The 22,051-nt window shown below is 53.2% G+C and carries 21 protein-coding genes; 9 read left to right on the top strand and 12 right to left on the bottom strand.

Annotation, left to right across the window (positions count from 1 at the left end; translation table 11 throughout):
• Positions 1–92: 92 nt before the first annotated feature.
• Together ACIDEJ_RS08705 and ACIDEJ_RS08700 are read right to left on the bottom strand one after the other, a co-directional pair.
• Positions 93–1,874 carry a DUF3413 domain-containing protein gene (locus ACIDEJ_RS08705; RefSeq protein ID WP_411987685.1) on the bottom strand — a complete coding sequence of 594 codons (1,782 nt, stop codon included), beginning with the start codon at positions 1,872–1,874 and terminating at the stop codon, positions 93–95.
• Positions 1,875–1,949: 75 nt separating this feature from the next.
• Positions 1,950–2,162: a YejL family protein gene (locus ACIDEJ_RS08700; protein WP_411987684.1), complete on the bottom strand. Its 213-nt coding sequence runs from the start codon at positions 2,160–2,162 to the stop codon at positions 1,950–1,952.
• Between the two features lie 76 nt (positions 2,163–2,238).
• Here ACIDEJ_RS08700 and yejK point away from each other — a divergent pair, with 76 nt between their 5' ends.
• Positions 2,239–3,267: a nucleoid-associated protein YejK gene (gene yejK, locus ACIDEJ_RS08695; protein ID WP_411987683.1), complete on the top strand. Its 1,029-nt coding sequence runs from the start codon at positions 2,239–2,241 to the stop codon at positions 3,265–3,267.
• 105 nt (positions 3,268–3,372) lie between these two features.
• Here yejK and ACIDEJ_RS08690 read toward each other — a convergent pair whose 3' ends face one another.
• A complete protein-coding gene (locus ACIDEJ_RS08690) occupies positions 3,373–4,725 on the bottom strand; it encodes a dihydroorotase (protein ID WP_411987682.1) in 1,353 nt (450 codons plus the stop codon).
• A 189-nt stretch (positions 4,726–4,914) separates the two neighbouring features.
• Between ACIDEJ_RS08690 and ACIDEJ_RS08685 the strand changes: the two genes are divergently transcribed.
• Entirely contained in the window at positions 4,915–5,805 is an 891-nt protein-coding gene (locus ACIDEJ_RS08685) for a 6-pyruvoyl trahydropterin synthase family protein (protein ID WP_411987681.1), read from the top strand.
• A gap of 60 nt (positions 5,806–5,865) precedes the next feature.
• Complete coding sequence (locus tag ACIDEJ_RS08680) at positions 5,866–6,738, top strand: M23 family metallopeptidase (RefSeq protein WP_411987680.1); 873 nt, start codon at positions 5,866–5,868, stop codon at positions 6,736–6,738.
• A gap of 89 nt (positions 6,739–6,827) precedes the next feature.
• Here the strand turns inward: ACIDEJ_RS08680 and ACIDEJ_RS08675 are convergent, their stop codons facing one another.
• From ACIDEJ_RS08675 to ACIDEJ_RS08665, 3 genes are all read right to left on the bottom strand, one after another.
• Positions 6,828–8,108 carry an NAD(P)/FAD-dependent oxidoreductase gene (locus ACIDEJ_RS08675; RefSeq protein WP_411987679.1) on the bottom strand — a complete coding sequence of 427 codons (1,281 nt, stop codon included), beginning with the start codon at positions 8,106–8,108 and terminating at the stop codon, positions 6,828–6,830.
• A 280-nt stretch (positions 8,109–8,388) separates the two neighbouring features.
• A complete protein-coding gene (locus ACIDEJ_RS08670; RefSeq protein WP_411987678.1) occupies positions 8,389–8,955 on the bottom strand; it encodes a VOC family protein in 567 nt (188 codons plus the stop codon).
• Between the two features lie 3 nt (positions 8,956–8,958).
• Entirely contained in the window at positions 8,959–9,453 is a 495-nt protein-coding gene (locus tag ACIDEJ_RS08665; protein WP_411987677.1) for a L,D-transpeptidase family protein, read from the bottom strand.
• A gap of 133 nt (positions 9,454–9,586) precedes the next feature.
• Here ACIDEJ_RS08665 and ACIDEJ_RS08660 point away from each other — a divergent pair, with 133 nt between their 5' ends.
• A complete protein-coding gene (locus tag ACIDEJ_RS08660) occupies positions 9,587–10,453 on the top strand; it encodes an ion transporter (RefSeq protein WP_411987676.1) in 867 nt (288 codons plus the stop codon).
• 158 nt (positions 10,454–10,611) lie between these two features.
• On the opposite strand, the gene ACIDEJ_RS08655 is transcribed toward ACIDEJ_RS08660, so the two are convergent.
• The 5 genes from ACIDEJ_RS08655 to ACIDEJ_RS08635 form a co-directional block, all read right to left on the bottom strand.
• Entirely contained in the window at positions 10,612–10,848 is a 237-nt protein-coding gene (locus ACIDEJ_RS08655; protein ID WP_411987675.1) for a helix-hairpin-helix domain-containing protein, read from the bottom strand.
• Positions 10,849–10,956: 108 nt separating this feature from the next.
• Entirely contained in the window at positions 10,957–11,856 is a 900-nt protein-coding gene (locus tag ACIDEJ_RS08650) for an ABC transporter ATP-binding protein (protein ID WP_411987674.1), read from the bottom strand.
• Positions 11,853–12,686: an ABC transporter permease subunit gene (locus ACIDEJ_RS08645; RefSeq protein ID WP_411987673.1), complete on the bottom strand. Its 834-nt coding sequence runs from the start codon at positions 12,684–12,686 to the stop codon at positions 11,853–11,855. Before ACIDEJ_RS08645 ends, ACIDEJ_RS08650 begins: the two co-directional genes overlap by 4 nt.
• Positions 12,687–12,736: 50 nt before the next feature.
• On the bottom strand, positions 12,737–13,360 hold the full coding sequence (locus ACIDEJ_RS08640; protein ID WP_411987672.1) for a YceH family protein: 624 nt from the start codon (positions 13,358–13,360) through the stop codon (positions 12,737–12,739).
• 44 nt (positions 13,361–13,404) lie between these two features.
• The gene (locus ACIDEJ_RS08635) at positions 13,405–14,235 is read right to left on the bottom strand and encodes a CvfB family protein (protein WP_411987671.1); all 831 of its coding nucleotides are present in this window, start codon (positions 14,233–14,235) and stop codon (positions 13,405–13,407) included.
• A gap of 668 nt (positions 14,236–14,903) precedes the next feature.
• On the opposite strand from ACIDEJ_RS08635, the gene speE reads away from it, so the two are divergent.
• From speE to ACIDEJ_RS08610, 5 genes are all read left to right on the top strand, one after another.
• The gene (gene speE, locus ACIDEJ_RS08630; RefSeq protein WP_411987670.1) at positions 14,904–15,779 is read left to right on the top strand and encodes a polyamine aminopropyltransferase; all 876 of its coding nucleotides are present in this window, start codon (positions 14,904–14,906) and stop codon (positions 15,777–15,779) included.
• Positions 15,780–15,804: 25 nt separating this feature from the next.
• Positions 15,805–17,715 (top strand): biosynthetic arginine decarboxylase, encoded by a 1,911-nt coding sequence (gene speA, locus ACIDEJ_RS08625; protein ID WP_411987669.1) that lies wholly within the window; start codon positions 15,805–15,807, stop codon positions 17,713–17,715.
• Between the two features lie 50 nt (positions 17,716–17,765).
• Positions 17,766–18,695 carry an adenosylmethionine decarboxylase gene (locus ACIDEJ_RS08620; RefSeq protein WP_411987668.1) on the top strand — a complete coding sequence of 310 codons (930 nt, stop codon included), beginning with the start codon at positions 17,766–17,768 and terminating at the stop codon, positions 18,693–18,695.
• Between the two features lie 11 nt (positions 18,696–18,706).
• Positions 18,707–19,345, top strand: coding sequence for a pyridoxamine 5'-phosphate oxidase (gene pdxH, locus ACIDEJ_RS08615; protein ID WP_411987667.1), 639 nt, complete (start codon positions 18,707–18,709; stop codon positions 19,343–19,345).
• A 172-nt stretch (positions 19,346–19,517) separates the two neighbouring features.
• A complete protein-coding gene (locus tag ACIDEJ_RS08610) occupies positions 19,518–19,868 on the top strand; it encodes a DUF3802 family protein (protein ID WP_411987666.1) in 351 nt (116 codons plus the stop codon).
• A 78-nt stretch (positions 19,869–19,946) separates the two neighbouring features.
• On the opposite strand, the gene acs is transcribed toward ACIDEJ_RS08610, so the two are convergent.
• On the bottom strand, positions 19,947–21,902 hold the full coding sequence (gene acs / locus ACIDEJ_RS08605; RefSeq protein ID WP_411987665.1) for an acetate--CoA ligase: 1,956 nt from the start codon (positions 21,900–21,902) through the stop codon (positions 19,947–19,949).
• Positions 21,903–22,051: the final 149 nt, after the last annotated feature.

The following is a 22,051-nucleotide window of genomic DNA, read 5'->3' as shown; positions in this document are numbered from 1 at the left end:
CAAGAGCGATGAAGCAGTGCAAGTGGCAAATGCGTTTAGTGCAGCTAACTGCCTAGTTTGTGTGCTTTTTGCCGATGCCATGACCGATACGGTTAATGGCTGTACAGGCGGCGGCCTTCCTGCATGACATCAATCATTTCCGGTGCGCTCATTTTCTTGCGCAGCCGGTGTTGGTAATGGCTGTCATAAATCCGGTATTTGCCGTGACGGTCTATCACGGTAATCTCCTGTTGCTGATAGATGGCAAAAAACCGGTTGTCACCTATGTAGAGCCAGCTTTTGTCATCCGGTTGCAACAGGTGCCGCCCGGCACTGTAGTCCGTTGCCGGATTGGTGCAGCCCAGTACCTGGGTCATGAGCGTGGGCACGATGCCGTAATGGCTGGTGCGGTAATTCACCGTGCTGTTAACGCTACCGGGCCAGTGGATCACCAACGGCACCTGTACATTGGCAGGGGAGATGTTGCGTCTGGCTTCATCCCCGTTGCTGGTAAACAGTTTGCCGTTGACGCCGGTTATCAGCACAACCGTGTTTTGCGGCAGGGCGCCCAGCAGCCGTTGTAATTGCTGGTCTACAAAATTAAGGGATTGGCGATACTGGTTAAACAGCACTTTTTCCGCCGGTTTCAGGGGCATTGCCGGTTTTACGGTCTGGATGCCCAAAAAGCCTACCGGGGTGTCGTAATCTTCCGGGGATTTCAGGTTCAGCAGTGCAAACCATGGCTCGTTTTGTTGTTGTCGCCACTGGCCAAAGGCATCAATGCTGGCAATGTCACTCAGGGCGCTGCCGCCGGTTTTGGCGGCCAAATGGGGCGTGAAATCGTCAAAAATGGCTTTGGGTTTGGGATGGCTCACTTGGCTTTCGGTAGTGAACAGTCCCAATTGGTAGCCTTGTTGTTTCAGGGTTTGGGTGAACAGCGGGCTGGTGTAGTTGAGGTCCACCGCATCAATATAACTGCCCTGCAGGCCGTAAAGCAGCGAAAACATGCCGCTATGATACTGGTTGCCACCACTGAAATGCCGGGTAAAGGTCTGGTTTTTCTGGCTGTAGTTGTACAAAAACGGCATGGTTTGATTATCAACCAGATCGGCCCGGAAGCTGTCGATGGCCACCAGCAGTACGTTGGGATGGTTGTCGGCATGGCATTGTAACGGTTGCAGCGGATAGTTGAGGCTGCGTTCCACCTTGATGTCCGGGTTATTGCTGCCGTCAATCCCGTGATTTTCCATGAAGGTTTTGGCGGTGGCCGGGTAGGAGATGGGATAGCTGTCATCAAAGCGGGTGATTTCGGTGACATCCGCCGCATCAGCCCAGATATGCATCAGGTGACTGCCGATAAAACAGCAGCTTATCAATACCACCAGTTTATTGCCCCAGTTGCGGCGCTGAATGCGTTCAATGCGTTTCCACAGAGCGTTGGCCGCTATCAGCTCGATGATGAGAATGAGCACCGGCATGATAATGAACGACGGCCCCTGCAACAGGCTGTTGAGATCGGCCCAGGCCAGGTCAAAGGCAAACGGGTTAAGGTGCATGCCGTAGTCCTGGTAGACCACGGTGTCATACAGCAATACATACAGGCCAATGCTGGCCACAATGGCGGCATACCCCCGCAAAATGCGGGAATAGGGCAGTAACAGCGTTACCGGAAACAGCAATACCAAGTAAATGATGAAGGACAGGAAACTGAAATGGCCGATGGTGCTGATGGTCAGATAACCCCAGCTTACCAGGGAGTCCGGCAGGCTTTGTGATTGCAGATAGCGCAGACCCACCAGCATGGCCAGAAGGCCATTAAAAAAAGCAAACCAGTGTCCCCAGTTGATAAGGCGCGACACTTTATCCCGAGCCGGTTGTTTTTTCTGCTCCACCATTTCGCTTCCGAATATTGTCAGTTACTTGTGTATCTTACGGTTTTTTAGGTAAATGATACCAGTACTTGCTACAAGTTAACGCACTGAACTGGTCAGCGCTTTGGCAAATTGTTCTGCCAGTGCCTGACGTGAACCGGCATGCACTTTGGTGGATAACAGGTGTGACACGGTATTGCCCAGCGCCATCAGGCTCAGGTCGGTGGGCGCCTGGTGTTTTTCCAGCACCGCCAGCAGTTCGGCAATCAGGGTTTCAACTTCGGCATTGCTGTATTTGGATTGAATCGGCATATGAAAATGTTTCACTCATGGGTAGAATAGCGGCATATAATACCGGATTTACCACAGAGTAGCACTACGAAGGCCCATGAGTATTCACGTCGAACAAGCCATTATTCACGCTATCACCCAAAACAGTGAAGGTCAGTTAAACTGCCGCCTGCGCCCCCAGCCATTGCTTAACGGCGCCGCGGTAGAAACCATGGTTGAAGAGCTGCATCAGACCTATTCCGCCAAGGCCGGCAAAGGCTTCGGCTTTTTTGGCGTTCACGGTGACGACGGTGAAGCCAATCCTGCCTTTAAAACCGCATTGCAGTCCTATCTTGCCAACGAGCTGGGATTTGTGGAGTTTTCCGCCTCTGCCGGTAAGCTGCTGCAGGCCGAGTTGTCAAAATACGATTTCAGTCAGGGCGGATTTTTGCTGCTGGCGCTGTATCAGCACATGGCCACCGATTACCTGTTCGTGGCGTTGCTCAATGCCAAATCGTCCATGACCGTGCTGGATGACATGGAGCTGACGCAAAATGATCACCTGGATTTGGCCAACCTGCAACTGGCCGCCCGCATTGACTTGACCGAATGGCAGCGCGATAGCGATTCCCGCAAATACATCTCGTTTGTGCGAGGACGCGCCGGGCGCAAAGTGGCGGACTTTTTCCTGGACTTCATGGGCTGCGTGGAAGGGGTCAATGCCAAGCAGCAAAGCAAACAGCTGATGCAAGTGGTGGAAGACTTTGTGGCGGAGGGCGATTTAACCAAGGATGAACGCCAGCAATGCCGCAACCGGGTGTTTGACTATTGCAGCGAGCAGGCGGAAACCGGCACGGATGTGCAGCTTAAGGATTTGGCCGATGAGCTGGCAGAATCCGGCATGGACTCTTTTTACGATTTTGCCGTGCAGGGCGAATACGAGCTGGAAGAAAATTTCCCGGCGGATAAATCCACGTTGCGGCAACTGAAAAAATTCTCCGGTACCGGCGGCGGGGTATCCTTGAGCTTTGACAGCACCCATCTGGGTGAACGGGTGATTTACGATCCGGTTTCCGACACCATCGTGATTAAAGGGGTACCGGCCAACCTCAAGGATCAGCTGGATCGCCGTTTGAAAAGCCATTAAGCCGGCTGTGAAAACGCCTTGCAGGGTTTGTAAGGCAATACCGGTGTTGACTCATGAAAAAAGCAGGCCATGCATGGCCTGCTTTTTTGTTGGGTAATCGGTAACTTAGCGCTTGCGGTTGAACTGCAGGCGCTCACCCACGGTGTTGTCCACAAAACGGTTGCCGTCAAACTTGTGGATGCCGTTTACCCAAGTGCCGGCAATGCTGGCAGCAAACTGATGTCCGGTAAAGGGGCTCCAGCCGCAATGGTAACGGGTGTTTTCCCGGGTTGCGGTAAAGGGCGTGGCCAGATCCACCAGCGCCAAATCCGCCATGTAACCCTCCCGCAGATAACCCCGCTCTTTCAGCTCGAAACGTTCGGCAATGGCGTGGCTGGTTTTCTGCACGATTTTTTCCAGGGAGAAAATCCCCTGGGCATGGAGGTCAAGCAAGCTTAGCAGGGCATGCTGTACCAGCGGCAAACCCGATGGCATTTTGAAATAACTGTCGGCCTGTTTTTCATCCCAGGTGTGGGGTGCATGGTCGGTGGCAATAATGTCCAGGATGTCATCATTCACCGCTTGTTGCAGCGCCAGCTGATCCGCCCGGGTTTTAACCGCCGGGTTGCACTTGATTTGGCTGCCAAGGCGGGCGTAATCGCTGTCGTTGAAAAACAGGTGATGCACGCAGACTTCGGCGGTAATGTTGGCGCCTTTCAAATCCGCCAGCTTTTTGGCTGGCTGGAACAGATACAGTTCATCGGCGGTGGTCAGGTGCAATACGTGCAGCCTTGCCTGATGGCGAATGGCAAGTTCAGTGGCCAGACGTGAAGATTTCAGGCAGGCTTCCCGGGAGCGGATTTCGCCATGGAGTGATACGGGGACCTTGTCACCGTATTGCTGGCGCATTTTTTCTTCGTTGCGGGCAATGGTGGGGCTGTCTTCACAATGGGTGGCAATCACCACCGGTGAATTGGCAAAAATCCCTTCCAGGGTGGCGGTGTTGTCTACCAGCATGTTGCCAGTGGAGGCACCCATGAAAATTTTCACGCCGCAAGCCTGGTTGGGGTCAAGCCGTTTAATCTCTTCCAGGTTGTCGTTGGTCGCGCCCAGATAAAAGGCAAAGTTTGCCAGCGAACTTTGGGCGGCGCGGCTGTATTTGTCTTCCAATGCCTGTAGATTGGTGGTTTGCGGATTAACGTTAGGCATCTCCATAAAGCTGGTAATACCACCAGCAACGGCTGCCCGTGATTCACTGGCAATGGTGCCTTTGTTAGGAAAGCCGGGTTCGCGAAAATGCACTTGATCGTCGATCATCCCCGGTAGCAGATATTTGCCTTGGGCATCGACAACCGTCGCGTCTGCCGGAGCCGTGATTTGCGCGGCAATCTTGCTGATGCGGCCATTTTCAATCAACAGATCCTGACTGGTGATCGTGCCTTCGTTCACCAGTTGCGCGTTGCATATAAGGGTTTTCATAGAGTACCTGTCTTACATTCTTAAGTTTGTCCGTGACCTGGTTATAATAACGGAATAGAAGTTAAAATGCTGTGGCTCTTTGAAAAAGCAGCACAAAAAAATAAACATGTTGCAGCCACTGGCATGGTTGTCTGCTGCAATGTGTCTGGATCAACTCAGTGCGGACTGTATCTCTGCCCGGGAGTAAACATGCAGCTATTTGTAAACGATTTGACGGTAATGGATTTTTCCTACTTGTGCCCGTTGCGGGGCATGGTGGGCGAAAGCTGGATAGTGGACGTACTGCTGGAAGGCGGGTTGGACCCGCAAAACATGGTGCTGGATTTTGGCAAGGTGAAACGCACCATAAAACGGGTGATAGATGAGGTGGCAGATCACCGCTTGCTGGTACCCACGGCGTGTGGCGCATTGCGCTGGCAACAGCAAAATGACACGGTATGGATTGATTTTGCCAGCCAAAAAGGCAGCATGCATCTGGCTTGCCCGGCTCAGGCCTTTGCCTTGTTGCCCAGCGAATTGATTGATTTTGACAGCGTGAACGAATTTTTGCTGAATGCGCTGCGCGATGCCCTGCCGGACAATGTGGATAACATCAGCCTCACGTTGCGCAATGAGTTGCTTGATGGCCCTTTTTATCATTACAGCCATGGCCTGAAAAAACATGACGGCAATTGTCAGCGCATTGCCCACGGCCATCGCAGTCCGGTAAAGGTGTTTGAAGACGGCATGGCCGCGCCGCAATGGGAGCGCTACTGGGCAGCGCGCTGGCAGGACATTTATCTGGGTAGCATGGACGATGTGGTGCCAGTGAGCCAACTAAGCCTGTCGCCCCAATGTCGGATTAATGATGACACCCATCTGGGATTTCGTTACACCGCGCCCCAAGGGGAGTTCCAGTTGGCCATGCCCAGCGCATGTTGCGACGTGTTGCCCCACGATACCACCATTGAGCTGCTGGCCCAGTTCATGGCCAATACCCAGCAGCAAAAAGCGCCGGGTCACGATTACCGGGTGATGGCTTTTGAAGGGATAGGCAAGGGCGCCATTGCCATGGCGAGTAAATCAATGGTTGGCAAATAAATGGCCGGTGAATCATCGGCGTGGATTCGATGTATCGTTAACAAACAGCAGTGGTGAAGTATGGGATGGTGTAAACGGTTTGCCTGGGGTTGCGTGTTGTTGTGTCCGCTTACGGCGCTGGCAGCAGATAAAGCACCTTTGCAGTTGCAAGGGGAAATGACCCAGGGGGCATTGGTTCGCGGCGTGACAATGCCCGGGGCAGAAGTGCGACTGGATGATCAAACGCTGAAAGTCAGCCCTCTTGGGCATTTTGTTTTTGGCTTTGCCAGGGATGCGGCGTTGCAGCATACGCTGAGGGTGACTTATCCCGATGGCCGCATTGACAGCCGTGAGTTAACCCTTGATAAACGCCAGTACCGGATTTCCAAGGTGAATGGGATCAGCAAAAAAATCATGCAGCCTGATCCGGCCAATCTGGCAAGGGCGGCCAAAGACAGCAAGATGGTAAAAGCGGCGCGGGGCATCTCCTCAGACGAGACAGGTTTTGCCAGTGATTTCATCTGGCCACTGACGGGCAGGATTTCCGGAGTGTACGGCAGCCAGCGCATCTATAACGGCAAACCGGGCAATCCCCATTATGGCGTGGATGTGGCGGCCAAAACCGGTACCGTAGTGGTGGCGCCTGCCGATGGGGTGGTGACATTGGCCGTGCCGGACATGTTTTATTCCGGCGGCACCCTGATTATCGATCATGGCTATGGGGTAAGCTCCACCTTTTTGCATCTGAGCAAACTGTATCTGCAACCGGGAACCCGGGTGACACAAGGGCAGGCCGTTGCTGAGGTGGGCGCTACCGGCAGAGCCAACGGGCCGCACCTTGACTGGCGCATTAACTGGTATCAGATGCGGCTGGATGCGGCAACCCTGGTGCCGCCCATGGCACAGGCCAAGGCGAAAGCACAGGGAAAAGCGCAGGGAAAAGTGCAGCATTAACCCGCGCGTTTGCGACGGCTTGTGATGGACAAAATAAAAAGCACCGAACATGTTCGGTGCTTTTTAATGGACGCAGCACTGCTGCCAGATTACTGATCTTTTTTCTCGGTGCGGTGAACCCCTACGGCGCCAAGCACATATTTTTCGTAAATGGGTTCGCTGGTACCCCGGCGCACTTTGTACATGAAGTATTTTTCAAAGGCGATTTTGGCCAGATGCACCCATTTGCCCATGGAAGTCCAGTTGGCATTGCGGGGAGGGTTTTGCGGCAAGGCCACAAAAGCGGCGCCTTTATCGCCCATGTCTGCCAGGCAAATGGCATTAAGTGACGGAACGGTTTGGGGCGGCTCGTCATTCAGGGCGTGGAGGATATTGTCCACAATGGCGGTGGTCATGGATTCAATCATGAAGCCGGTTTTGGGCACGCCCACTGGCACAGGTGTAGACTCCATGGGCGGCAGGGCCACACATACCCCGGCGGCGTAAATTTCCGGATAGCTTACGGAGCGCTGGTATTTGTCGGTGATCACAAAGCCTTTGTCGTTACACAGCTCAGGTACGGCGGCAACTGCCGGTGTGCCGATAAATGGCGGCAGCATCATGGACATTTTGAACGGCAGCTCGTGGGTTAACTCCACTTCACCTTTGCGGTTAAGCTCCTCTACATGCATCACGCCGTCGTCCACCTTGACGGTTTTGGCATTGCAAATCCACTTGATGTCCCGCTTGCGGCACTCGTGCTCCATCAAGCCTTTGGAGTCACCTACACCCCCTAATCCCATGTGGCCGATGTAAGGTTCGCTGGTAACAAACAGCAAAGGCACTTTCTGGCGGATTTTGGCGGCGCGCAGGGCGCTGTCCAGGGAGAACAGGTACTCATAACCGGGGCCAAAACAGCTGGCGCCCTGGAATGCCCCCACAATCACCGGGCCGGGTTCCTGTTTCAGTTGCTGGTAAGCTTCATAGGCTTTTTCGGCGTGGGATGCGGTGCAGATGGATTGGGTAAACTGGTGTGGGCCGCTGCCGGGAATGGCGTCAAAGTTGAGTTTTGGACCGGTGCAAATCACCAGATAGTCGTAATGTTGTTTGCTGCCGTCTCCCAGTGTCAGCTCCTTGTTTTGGGCATCAATGGTGCTGACCCCAGCGGCAGAAAAAGCGATGTCGCGTTTGCCAAGGTAAGTATCCAGCGGCAAACTGATTTCATCCGTGGTGCGTTCCCCCAACGCGACCCAAGGATTTGACGGCACAAATTGAAAATCCGGCCGTTCGTTAATTACCATTACCTGGCAGTCTGCGGGTAACCGTTGTTTCAGCTCAAATGCGGCGGACACGCCCCCGAGTCCGGCACCGATAACCACTACGTTAGTCATTATTATCCTCTCTTTTTTTATATGCCCTGAGCGCAGCGGCCAGGACCGGATGACTATTCCATAAGAAAAATCTAATGGATATGTGACAGATTAGCGCATGGGTGACGCTATGCAAGTTTTTTCTGCAGGGCGTTACACCAAAGTCTACTGGTCAGGGGGGATTTGTTTCATGCTGCGATAGGGCGCAGCTCGAGAAGTGCTGATGATTTGAGAAAAAAAGGGTCAATACCGGGCAGCATACCCAACATGAGTCGCCACCGGTATGTGATGCCTTGGACCCTTAACGCGCGGCTTGCTCGCTGGCAATGATATCGGCAATGGTATGAGGGTGCACCTTAATGCACAGTCCTTGCCATTTAAAGGCAAGGGTGGGATTGGCAAGCCGTTCATCCTTGCCTGCCGGGCTGCTGTATTTGAGGGTTATGTCCGGGTGCTGTTGTAATGTTGCACAAAGTGTCGGGATGGCTGTTTGTAACGCCTGTTGCAGGGTTTCGCAGTCGCTGGCGGCACAGGGCAGCACCAGCTCGATGTGTTCCCAGCCTTCATTGGGATAGGTTTTATCCTTGGGGTAGGGCAGCTCCACACAGGGAATGCGGTATTGGCCTAACATGAGCGGCTGGTGCAGGTGAAAGATCAAAATGGGGCGGCCATTAATCTGTTTGTCGGAAAGGAGCGTTGCGTGTTGCAAAAAAGCCTGCTGCAACCGCTCGGCGGCTGCCAGGCTGTTAACCCGCAACGCCACATGATCGCAGCAACTGAGCTTTTCAAACCCCAGTGTGTGGATGAATGTTTGCATTTTTTCGGCAAACTGCGGAAAGGTTGCCATCAGGCTTGAATAGTCAGTCATGAATTAAGGCCAAATCTCTATGGGGGTGCCGGGTTGTACCAAACGCCATATCTGATCCATCTCCCGATTGGTGACCGCAATGCAGCCGTTGGTCCAGTTATATTGCTGGGCTTCTTCCGGCGTTAGCTCGCTGTGGGGATTTTGCCCGTGGATCATGATTTGCCCGCCGGGATTGATCCCAAGGGCTTTGGCGCGAAGCCGGTCTTCATCATTGGGATAAGAGATGTGAATGGCGCGGTAATAGGCACTGTCCGCTTTTTTGTAGTCCAGAATGTAACGCCCTTCGGGAGTGCGCTGGTCACCTTCTTGCTGCTTGTGGCCCATTGGCATGTCGCCCATGGCAATGGCATATTGTTGCAGCACTTTGCCCTGGCTCATTAACAGCAATTGGGAGCGGGATTTGTTAACCACTACCAGATCAACCAACGGTTGGGCTAACAGCGGTAGACTAAACAAGGCGCAGAGTGACAGTAACAACCGTTGCGTGCATTTGGACATGGAAAATTTATTATTATGAAATAATGCCAAGTGATGAAGGCATCATAACCGAAAAGCCGCGCATGATAGAAGCCTTGGTCGCCAAAAGCATGGCAGCGGGCGGCGTAGCTCACGGATATTTAGGAATGGGACAATGACTCAGGAATCACAAAACAACACGGTTTCCCTGAAGGTGCAACTGCGCACCATCATTTTTGGCACCGAAACCCCTGCTGGTCGGGCGTTTGATATTGGTCTGATCATTTGCATCATCTGCAGTGTGGCGCTGGTGTTTCTTGATACAGTGCAAGCGGTGCATCAGCGTTTTGGCACCCTGATATTGTGGCTGGAATGGCTTTTTACCCTGCTGTTTGCCATTGAATATGCGCTGCGTTTATACAGCTCGGCAAACGCTTGGAAATACGCCCGCAGTTTTTACGGGCTGGTGGACTTGCTCAGCGTGCTGCCAAGTTTTCTGGCACTGCTCATTCCGGGGGCCAACCTGACGCTGGTGATCCGGGTATTGCGCTTGTTCCGGGTATTTCGGGTGCTGAAACTGCTGCGTTATCTCAGTGAAGGCAACATGTTGTTGCGGGCCATGATGATGTCAAGCCGCAAGGTGTTCATCTTTTTTTTCTCGGTGAGCCTCATCATCATGGTGCTCAGCGCCGTGATGTACGTGGTGGAAGGCCCTGAACACGGTTTTAGCTCCATTCCCAAGGCGGTGTACTGGACCATTGTTACCATTACTACTGTGGGGTATGGTGACATCACCCCGCAAACCGAGCTGGGGCAGGCGATAGCCGCATTCACCATGCTGCTGGGCTACTCCATTATTGCCATCCCCACCGGTATTTTGACCGCTGAAATCGGTCAGGAAATCGGCCGGGTGCGGGATTTGCGCCGCTGTACCCATTGTTTGACCAGCGGCCACGATCATCACGCCCACTATTGCAGTTATTGCGGCAGCAAGCTGGCAGAGCCCTTGTTCGATGACAAGGCGCCTGAAGAGGAAAAATAGGATTGATAATCCGCGGTATACAACCGCTGCTGACGGTTTGGCGTACTGGCGCCATATGGCGGAATGGCAGGCGTTGCCAGGTGACCGTTGCGATCAGTCGTCAGTCATCTTGTGGTCAGCTATTGCGTGATGGTGTGCTTGCATCAGGGGCCGATGGGTTACAACCCGGCTTTGGCCCGTAAAATGGCGGCCTGAATTGCCGCCCGGGCTTGGGGGCTGTTTTTCCAGCAGGTGGTTTGCAGCATGGCGGCAACCCTTTGGGCTATCTCATCCACATCAAAAGTCGCCAGCTCAGCAAGGCTATGGATGCCAATCTCCTCAAACCGTTTTATCACCGTAGGGCCAACTCCCTTGACTGATAAAAGCGCGTTTTTTTCCTCGTCAGAAAATGCCATGGAATGTCCTTGTCAGCGTTCATCACTGGGTTTAAGGCGGCATCCTTTCAATAAGATGACCCCCATGGCGTGATGTTTCCATCACGCCGATATAACCAAAGGCTTTGCTCAGGAAAACAGTTGATCTTCCAGGGTGCGGCCATTGAGTAGCATGCGGTAGGTGAGCTGTTGCTGCTGCAGAAATTGCAATAACTGTATATCCAGCGCCGGGTTTTGCTCGGGTTGGTATTTGATAATCAACGTCTGCTGGCCGCTGGGCTGAATGGCCTCCACACCGGTTAACCGTAGCAGTTGGGTGCGCAGCGCAGCCATGTCGCAGGGTTGCATTTGTAGCGTCAGGTAGGACTGGGCATCCGCTGTGGCCAAATCCACTGCTTGCCCCAGTTTGCCCTGATCCAGATACAACACTTTGCTGCAGAGTTTCTCCAGCTCTTCCAGATTGTGGGAGCTGATGACAAAAGTGATGTCACCGGAAAGCTGGCTGATAAGTTCGCGGACTTTGCGGGCATTGGCCGGATCCAGCCCAGCCGTGGGTTCATCCAGCAATACCAGTTTGGGACGACCCAACAATGCCTGGGCGATGGCTGCCCGTTTGCCCATGCCATGGCTGAGGGCCTTGGGCAGGGCATGGGCCACATCACTCAACCCCACCAGTGCCAGCACCCGCTGGGCTTCGCGCTCGGCGGCCTTGCCGTGATATCCCCGCAAGCGGGCATAAAGGGACAGTTGCTTGAGCAGGCTGAAATCCGGGTCCAGGGCTGCATCCTGTGGCAAGGCGCTTACCTTGCCCAGCAGTTTGGGGCTGCCGGGCGGCGCATTGAAAATACGGATGTCACCGCTGCTGGGCTTGATAAACCCCAGCAACAGGCTCATCAGCGTGGTTTTACCGGCGCCATTGGGGCCCACCAATGCAATGGGGTTGCCGCTATCGAGCTGCAGGCTGACATTATCCAGTGCCAGTTTGTCGCTGTAGCGCTTGCTGAGCTTCCGGCATTGCAACAATTTCATAGATCACCCCGTTTTAGCAGTAACAGCCCCAATGTCAGGTAGGCAATGGACTGGATAATGGGCAGAGGAGCACTGGCAAGTGCCAATTTCGGGCTGATGGTCAGTAATCCGTCGGTTTGCATCCCCGGCACCAGATAGTGCAAAAAGCCCAACTCGGGGAGGGTGTAATCCAGTATGGGCAGCACAATGGCCGATACGGTGAAAAACAGCACCGCGTAAATGGTTGCCTGGCGGTTGGAGCTGGCCAGCAGCGACAACACCGACATCAGGGCGGTGTAGGGCAGCAGGATGATGAGCAGGTTCAGCACAATCCACCAGGCATCGGTGATGGAGACGCCGGTAAGGGCCGGCTCTCTCATTAAGGCCAGTAACAAGGTGGCGCCAATGGTGAGTAACAGCAGTAGTAGCTGGATGAGCATCATTCCCAGAAAACGGCCGAAGAACAACGCCTCTCGGCTGCAATGCAGGGTTAAAAAGCGCAGGGTTCCCCGTTGGCGATCGGCGGCAAACTGCCCGGCGGCCAGCATGATGCAAAAAAGCGGGAACAAAAACAGTGAGGCGCCCCAGTACACCGCAAGTTCCGGCACATGCCAGCTGAAAAGCTGCGTCAGCAGGGCGTTGTCCAGCGCCGCAGCAAGATCGCGTATGCTCGGATCCGTCATCAAGGTGGCGGCGCGTCTGATGGGGTAGGCAAGGATCAGCACCCACAGCAGGGCAAAGGTCAGTAGCGCCAGTAATCCCCGTCGTTGTAACAGTAAACGCTGTAACTCAAAAAAGGCCAATTGGCGGATATTCGCCCAAAGCCCGGGATGTGTAATGTGCGCTGTCATGCCCGTAAAGCTCCCTGTTGTGGTGATAATCAGGATGGCGGATAGCCATGTTACTCAATGGCTTGCTGTAATTGGGTTACCAGGCGGGTTAGTTCCGCTACCTGTTGTTCAAGCTGTTGCACCCGCAGCGCTAGCGGTTCATCAGCCACTGTAGCGGGCACGGGGGCTGGCGTGGTGCCGGCTTCGCTGAACAGCTCACCAAAGCGGACTTCCCGTTTGCCGGCTTCCCGGGGTAACTGGTGCAGTAGCGTTTGTGCCTGCAATGCCTGTAGTTGCGTTTCCACTTCGCCGATATTGGCAAATTCATATAAGCGCTGGGCCCTGGTGCGCAGCTCTCCAGCGGTTTGTGGCCCGCGCAGCAGCAACAGGCAGACAATGGCCAACTGCGGCGGCGAAAATTGCAAATCGGCAAACTCGGTGTTGCAAAAACGGTGGCGGTATTTGCTGACCCGGCTGCCAAACCCGGTTTCTTCCGTGACCAGGCGTTTTTGCTGCAGTCGCCCCAGCCCGTCAAGCACCTCACTGTCGCTGAGGTTCATCACCGGCTCCCGGGAGGTTTTTTGGTTGCATGCCAGTGTCAGTGCATTCAGTGACAGGGGATATTGCTCCGGCGTGGTGCTCTCTTTTTCCAGCAAACAACCGATAATGCGTGCTTCAATACTGTCCAGTGTCATGGGCGCTCCTTGATGATGGGCAAAAGGGCAACGGCTGATGATGTTCAGTTCAGGCGGATGCCGTCATCATCAATACTGATTTTCCCGGCTTTAAACAAGCCTCCAATCGATTTTTTAAAGGCTTTTTTGCTCATGGCCAGCTCGGCGTAAATCACTTCCGGAGCGGTTTTGTCTCCCAATGGCAGATAGCCGCCCGCCTGTTGCAATTTGTGCATGACCTGCTGTGCCTGACGGTCCAGCTCCTGCCTGTCGCCTTTTTGCAAGGTGATATCCAGTTTGTTGTCGGGTCTGACCCGCTTGATATAGCCTTTCAGCTTTTGCCCGAAACGTAATTTGCGAAAGACATCATTTTGATAAATCACCCCCCAATGGCGGTGTTCAACAACGGCTTTGTAGCCCAAGTCAGAGGTGCCGGCGATAATCAGGTTCACCTCTTGCCCCTCTTGGTAACGAGGCGGCGTTTTGTCAATAAACTTGTCAATTTTGGCAGATGCCACAATCCGTTCATCGGCATGGTTAAGGTGCACATAAACCAGATAACTGCGGCCTTCTTCAGCGGGTTTGCGCTGCTCGGCGAAGGGCAGCAGCAAGTCCTTGTCCAGCCCCCAGTCAAGAAAGGCCCCGTAAGGCCCGGTTGCCACGGTTTTGAGATAGGCGCATTCGCCTACCTGTGCCAGAGGCTTCTGGGTGGTGGCAATGGGGGTGTCATCCGAGTCCAGATAGACAAAAACCGTTACCTGATCGCCAAGTTGACAGCCTTGGGGCACATATTTTTTTGGCAGCAGCACCTGTCCGAGGGCGCCGGCATTGAGGTAGACGCCAAAATCCACCAGTTTAATGACTTCTAATGTGCTGTATTTTCCGAGTTCGGCCATGATTGTCTCAGTTATCGTTTGGGCAATATTGGGGCGGATTATACCGTAAGCGCCCGATGATGCGCAGCGCTATTGTATGCCGCAAGTTATCTGCTGTTCGCAGGGGCAGAAAACGGCGGCTAAACGTGACAAGGTAAAATCCTGTAATAATGGCTAACACAATGAATTAATTCATGTATTTTGTATCATTTTAATTGCGTGATGGCAGGTGGCTTGTTACTGTGTTAAAAACTGTACAATAAACTGATATTCCTGCTTGCATTATCAGCCATAGCAAGGTTTAATTGCGCCGTTTTGCAGGTGTACCGCAGGTATGCCCTGGCACTACACGGGTAGTTGGGTTTTATGGTTTATGGGTCATTAACCGTGCCGCATGGGTCACACCGCCACGGGGTTAAGAGGGTCTTTAGCTAATGTACAACCATTTACTTGCCGCATCTTTTCGCAAGGTGCCCTCGAACCTATTTCCAGTCAGCTTCAATTATGACGATTTAGGGCTGAAACACCTCACGCTTATCCGTATCAATTCTGGCCGTGAAGAGGCCAATAATCCCCATTGAATAAACCGTTGCCAATGCAGCGATGTCTGGTCCGGTCCTTTGCCTGAAAAGTGATTGGGCCGGGTTTATTTGTCCCGTTTTTTTATCCGTTGTTCTGGATTAGGTGAGATGCAAGGGAAACAACAATATTTAGAAACGCTTCATACAGCTTACGGCCAATATTTTGAAATTGATTCAATGCTGTATGAACAGAAAACGCCCCAATGGCATCTGAGCATTTTTGAAAATCGCCAGATGGGACGGGTAATGGCGCTTAATGGGGTGATTCAGACCACGGAGCGGGATGAATTCGTCTACCATGAAATGTTAACCCATGTGCCCATTCTGGCTCATGGTGCCGCTCGCAAAGTGCTGATTATTGGCGGCGGTGATGGCGGCATGTTGCGGGAAGTGGTCAAGCACCAGGATATTGACACCATCACCATGGTGGAGATTGATGGCGCCGTCGTCGACATGTGCAAGCAGTATCTGCCGCAGCATTCTGCTGGGGCTTTTGATGACCCGCGGGTGAATTTGGTGATTGCCGACGGTTTGGCATTTGTACGTGATTGTCAGGACAAGTTCGATGTGATCATCTCCGATTGCACCGATCCGGTGGGACCGGGTGAAGTGCTGTTCAGCTCTGAGTTTTATGCCGGCTGTAAGCGTTGCCTGTCTGAAAAAGGGATTTTTGTGGCGCAAAACGGTGTGCCCTTCATGCAGCTTGATGAAGTGCAAGATACCGTGCGACGCATGAGCACCTATGTGAAAGATTGTTGGTTTTATCAAACGGCGGTGCCTACCTACGTGGGCGGAAGCATGGTATTTGCCTGGGCCACGGATGATGTGCATGCCCGGCAGTTACCGTTGGCGTTGTTGCAGGAACGTTTTCAGCGGGCAGCCATTGCCACCCGTTATTACACTCCCGCATTACATCAGGCAAGTTTTGCCTTGCCGGCATACGTTGAACAAGCCGTGGCGTCAGCAATGACGGTGGCTCGATAACTCTTTTTGACAGGTTGATAACAGCATGAGTGATTGGTCAATTAATGATGCTCGCAACGGCTACAATGTCGCGTACTGGAGCCAGGGTTTTTACGGGGTGAATGATCAGGGGGAAGTTACCGTGTCGCCTGATCCTGCCAGCGGCCATGGCATCGGTCTGAATGAGCTGGCAAAAGACATGGTGAAAGCCGGGGTGAATCTGCCGGTGCTGGTGCGCTTTCCGCAAATTTTGTGTCAGCGGGTAGACAACCTGTGCCAGGCATTCAACCAGGCCATTGAGCGTTACGAATACGCGGATGATTATCTGCTGGTATATCCCATCAAGGTTAACCAGCAACAGGCCGTGGTGGAGGAAATCCTCGCCAGCCAGGCCAGTAAAACCGTTCCGCAGCTGGGACTGGAAGCCGGCAGTAAGCCAGAATTGATGGCGGTACTGGCCATGGCGCAAAAAGCCAGCTCGGTGATTATCTGTAACGGTTACAAAGACAAAGAATATATCCGTCTGGCACTGATTGGCGAAAAACTCGGCCATAAAGTGTATATCGTGCTGGAAAAGCTGTCAGAGCTGAAAATTGTCCTGCGGGAATCCCGTGAGCTGGGCGTCACCCCGCGGCTGGGGCTGCGTGCCCGTTTGGCGTTTCAGGGCAAAGGCAAATGGCAGGCCAGTGGTGGCGAAAAATCCAAATTCGGTTTGTCTGCCGCCCAGGTATTGAAAGTGGTTGACGAACTGCAGCAAAACCACATGCTGGAATCGCTGCAGTTACTGCATTTCCATCTGGGCTCCCAAATTGCCAACATTCGCGACATTCGCCACGGGGTGGGTGAAGCGGCCCGTTTTTACTGCGAACTGCGCCAGTTGGGTTGCGGTATTAACTGTTTTGATGTGGGCGGCGGCCTGGCGGTGGATTACGACGGTACCCGCAGCCAGAGCAACAACTCCATGAACTATGGGCTGACGGAGTATGCCAACAATATCGTCAGCGCCCTGAATGACGTGTGTCAGGAGTATGGTCAGCCGGTGCCACGGATCATTTCCGAATCCGGTCGTTACCTGACCGCCCATCACGCCGTGCTGATTGCCGACGTGATTGGCACCGAAGCCTATTTGCCGGAAGTGATCACCGCGCCGACCGCTGATGCCCCGCAGTTGCTGCATAACATGTGGCAGTCGTTGTGTGATATCCGTGAACGGGGCGACTCCCGTGCCCTGATTGAGATTTTCCATGACACCCAATCAGATTTGGCCGAAGCCCATTCATTGTTTGCGCTGGGGCAGTTAAGCCTGCAGCAGCGGGCCTGGGCGGAGCAAACCAACTTGCGGGTGTGCCATGAGCTGCAAGGCTTGATGAGCGCCAAAAATCGTTATCATCGCCCCATTATTGACGAGCTCAATGAAAAACTGGCAGACAAGTTTTTTGTCAACTTTTCCCTGTTCCAGTCCCTGCCCGATGCCTGGGGGATTGATCAGGTGTTTCCGGTGTTGCCATTAAGCGGCCTGGATAAACAGCCCGAGCGCCGCGCCGTGATGCTGGATATCACCTGCGACTCCGATGGCACGGTGGACCAATATGTGGATGGCCAGGGGATTGAAACCACACTGCCGGTACCGGCATGGAGCGCTGAAAGCCCTTATCTGATAGGTTTCTTTCTGGTCGGGGCTTATCAGGAAATTTTGGGCGATTTGCACAATCTGTTTGGTGATACCAATTCGGCGGTTGTCCGGGTGGATGAGCATGGTTTATCCAACATTGAAACCGTGCTGGCAGGCGATACGGTGGCGGACGTTTTGCGTTACGTCAACCTGGATGCGGTGTCCTTTATGCGTACCTATGAAGAGCTGGTGAATACTCATATTGCTGAAGATGAACGTGCTTCAATTCTGGAAGAGTTACAGTTGGGGATTAAGGGGTACACCTACTTAGAAGATTTCTCGTAAGCGGGATGAACGACAGTGGGGCCCCTTGGCCCCTCATCAGGTAGAAAAAGATGTTTTTTGAAGGTTCAGAAAAAAAAATAGAAGTCATTGTGACGCCGGCTACGCCTTCGCTGCGCTCACTGGGCCGTCCCTTCTGGGAGGACATTGTTGGCAAAGCCCACGCCGAAATCCTCTCGTCGGTCAGTAACGAGTATTGCGATGCGTATTTGTTGAGCGAATCCAGCCTGTTTGTCTGGGATGACCGCTTTTTGATGCTCACGTGCGGCACCACCACGCTGGTGCATGCCGCTACGCACTTTATTGATACACTGGGCGAGGACGCCATCGCTTTTGCCAGTTATCAGCGCAAAAACGAATATTTGTCCCATCTGCAAACCACCAGTTTTGAAGATGATTTGCAGTTGTTACGCAGCAAGATTTCCGGCAATGCGTTTCGTATCGGTCATCTGGACTCCCATCATCACTATATTTTTTATACGGACAAGCCCTACAAGGCGGATGCGGACGACATTACCAACGAGCTTTTGATGTATCACATCCGGGGTGATGCCGCGGATTATTTGCGGTCAGACAAACAGGACTTGCCCGGGGTGCGCACCTTGCTGGCGCTGGAAGAGATGCTGCCCGGGTTCAGTTTCGATGATTTCCTGTTCGAGCCTTTTGGCTATTCGGTCAATGGCATTCGGGGCCGCGAATACATCACCATTCATATTACTCCCCAGGAAAACAGCTCCTATGTGAGCTTTGAAACCAATCTGGATTTGACCCGCCAGCCGCTGGATGTTTTTGCCCGCCTGCTGGGCGTGCTCAATCCCGGCAGTTGGGACGTTATCCGTTTTAATGCACCTCATGACAGTTGCGGTTTCCCGGCCCATATCTGCCTTGGAAGTGCTAAAATGGCGCTGGAACATGGATACCAGCTGCATTTCAGCCATTATCAGCAGTTGTGCCATGAAAAGCTGTTACCGGAAATTATCTAAGGAGAGGCATGATGTCGGACTTGAGTGATATTCGTCGTGAATATACGTTGGGCGGGTTACGCCGGGCCGATTTGAGTGCCGACCCCATGCAACAGTTTGAGTGCTGGATGGAGCAGGCCAAGCGCGCCGGGTTGTCAGATCCCACTGCAATGGTGGTCGCCACGGTGGATGAGCGGGGCCAGCCATTTCAGCGGATTGTGTTGCTCAAGCGTTTTGATGACAAAGGCTTTGTGTTTTTCACCAATCTGGAAAGCCGTAAGGCAACCCAGATAGCGGGAAATGCTAGGGTGAGTTTATTGTTCCCCTGGCATTCACTGGAGCGACAGGTTGCCGTTACCGGCAAGGCCGAGCCTTTATCCACCACCGATGTACTCAAGTATTTCCTGACCCGTCCCAAAGACAGCCAGATTGCTGCCTGGGTATCTCAGCAATCCAGCAAAATTTCCGCACGGCAGGCTCTGGAGTCAAAATTCGCGGAAATGAAAGCCAAATTCTCCCGGGGCGAAGTTCCCTTGCCCAAATTCTGGGGCGGTTACCGGGTCACGCCCGAAAGCATGGAGTTCTGGCAGGGCGGTGAGCACCGCTTGCACGACCGTTTTCTGTATAGCCGTGCTGACAGTGGCTGGCAGATTGACCGATTGGCACCATAGACATAACTTTACGGTACAGCCTAAGCCACATCACATACAGGCGCGGATTATAGGATATAATTTTACCGGTAACGTAAAATTCCGGTAATTGGAAACGGTTATAGATAACCGTGTTGTTTTGATGGCGGGTTATCTTCGCTTATAACGGGTTGTGACAACGGCGGATGCAAAAATGGTCACCGATAAAGAGGGTTATGCCCATCTCATTCAGTATCTAACAGAACATCTCGGCTTATTTGAACATAGCGGTAACGGCCGCGATGGCTATACCGTAATGGAGATGTTTGAGGATTTGCTGGCAGCGCAGATCATTGTGGTGTGCGGGCAAAATCCGGAGCTGTCATTTGTGCAGCGCAATACCATCATCCGCGAAGTGGATGCCATTTTGTATGATCTGGAAGAAATTCTGGCTGGCTGTGGCCGACAACCCGCTGACAGGGAACAGAGTTATTTCATTACCGAGTTTGCCGGTTTGGTGAAAAACCTCTTTGATCAGGAGATTGAGCAGTTATTGCATCGGTAAGGTATTATCTGTTGTCCGTTCAAAAATCCCACAAAAAAGCCTCTGAAATCAGAGGCTTTTTGCTACCTGTCGTTTGGTTTATTCCGCACGGTTGAGCCGGGTTTCAATCAGGGTGTTAATCACCCCAGGATCTGCCAGCGTGGAGGAATCCCCCAGGTTGGAAATCTCATTGGCCGCAATCTTGCGCAGGAAACGGCGCATGATTTTGCCTGAGCGGGTTTTGGGCAGGCCACTGGCCCACTGAATTAAATCCGGGGTTGCCAGCGCACCAATCTCTTTGCGTACCCACTGCCTTAATTCTTGCCGGAGCGCCTCTGAAGGCTCTGCATCCTTAATCAGGGTCACATAGGCATAAATGCCTTGTCCCTTGATGTCATGGGGATACCCCACCACTGCGGCCTCTGCCACCAGATCATGGGCGACCAGCGCGCTTTCCACTTCTGCCGTGCCCAAGCGGTGACCGGAGACGTTGATGACATCATCCACGCGACCGGTGATCCAGTAATAACCGTCTTCATCCCTGCGGGCGCCATCACCTGTAAAGTACATGCCGCGGAATGTTTTAAAGTAGGTCAGGATAAAGCGTTCATGATCGCCATAAACCGTGCGCATCTGTCCCGGCCAGGAATCCAAGATCACCAGATTGCCTTCGGTTGCTCCCTCAAGGATGGTGCCATTGTTGTCCACCAGTGCCGGTTGTACGCCAAAAAATGGTCGGGTGGCCGAGCCGGGTTTGGTATCCGTGGCGCCGGGTAACGGCGTTATCAACATGCCGCCGGTTTCGGTTTGCCACCAGGTATCCACAATGGGGCAATGGCCATGGCCGATAACATCATGATACCAGCGCCAGGCTTCCGGGTTGATGGGTTCCCCCACGGTGCCCATAATGCGCAGGGAGTCGCCCTTGTAGTTGTCGTACTGCTCTTTGCCTTCCGCCATCAGGGCCCGGATGAGCGTTGGAGCGGTATACAGGATGTTGACTTGATGACGGTCAATGATTTCGCCCATTCTGGCGGGGGTGGGCCAGTTTGGCACCCCTTCATGGATGAGCACGGTTGCCCCATTGGCCAGCGGCCCGTACACCATGTAGCTGTGACCGGTGATCCAGCCCACATCAGCCGTGCACCAGTATATTTCGCCGGGTTTGTAGTCAAACACGTATTCATGGGTCATGGCGGCATAAACCAGATAACCGCCGGTGGTGTGCAGCACGCCCTTGGGGTTGCCGGTAGAGCCTGAGGTGTAAAGCAGGAACAGGGGGTCTTCCGCCCCCATCTCTTCGGCGTCACAAAATTCGGATGCGGTGTCGGTCAGTGATGACCACCAGACATCCCGGCCTGCTTGCCAGTTAATGGCACCACCGGTGCGTTTTAATACAATCACTTTCTCCACGGTGGTGACTTCTGGCTTGTCCAGCGCTTCATCAATATTGTGTTTGAGGGGAATGGTGCGTCCGGCCCTCACCCCTTCATCGGCGGTGAGGATCACTTTGGAGCGGCCGTCCTTGATGCGAGAAGCGATGGAGTCGGGAGAGAAACCGCCAAATACCACCGAATGGATGGCGCCGATACGGGCACAGGCCAGCATGGCAATTACCACTTCCGGTACCATGGGCATGTAAATGGTGACCACATCGCCGCGGCGTACTCCCTGGCTGCGCAGGGCATTGGCAAATTTGCAGACTTCGGTATGCAGCTCGCCATATGTCAGGGTTTGCTGCTCTTTGGCATCATCCCCTTCCCAAATGATGGCGGGGCGATTGGCATGTTGCCCAAGGTGCCGGTCCAGACAGTTAACCGAGGCGTTGAGTGTGCCGTCATAAAACCAGTTGATGGACAGATTGTGATCATCAAAAGAGGTGTGTTTAACCTGGGTATAGGGTTTTATCCAGTCGATACGTTGACCGTGTTCACGCCAGAATCCTTCTGGATTGACAACAGACTCCTGATACATCTTTTTGTACTGCTCGTCGTTGATCAGCGCATCGGAAGCAATAGCTGCGGGCACTTTATAAATGTCTTTCTGGTTGCTCATGGATACTTCCCGTTGTTTTATGACATGGGGCAAAGTATGGGTTGCAACAAGGTTTTGCCACTATTAGACATTGGTCTAGATAAAAATTAACCTTAATTATCAAAATCTTATATTCAAAAATGGCAGGGGGTAATCGCTGCTGAAAATAC

The organism is Shewanella mytili, from assembly GCF_046765975.1.
GTDB classification, from domain to species: domain Bacteria; phylum Pseudomonadota; class Gammaproteobacteria; order Enterobacterales; family Shewanellaceae; genus Shewanella; species Shewanella mytili.
This window is presented reverse-complemented; position numbering and strand designations above follow the sequence as displayed.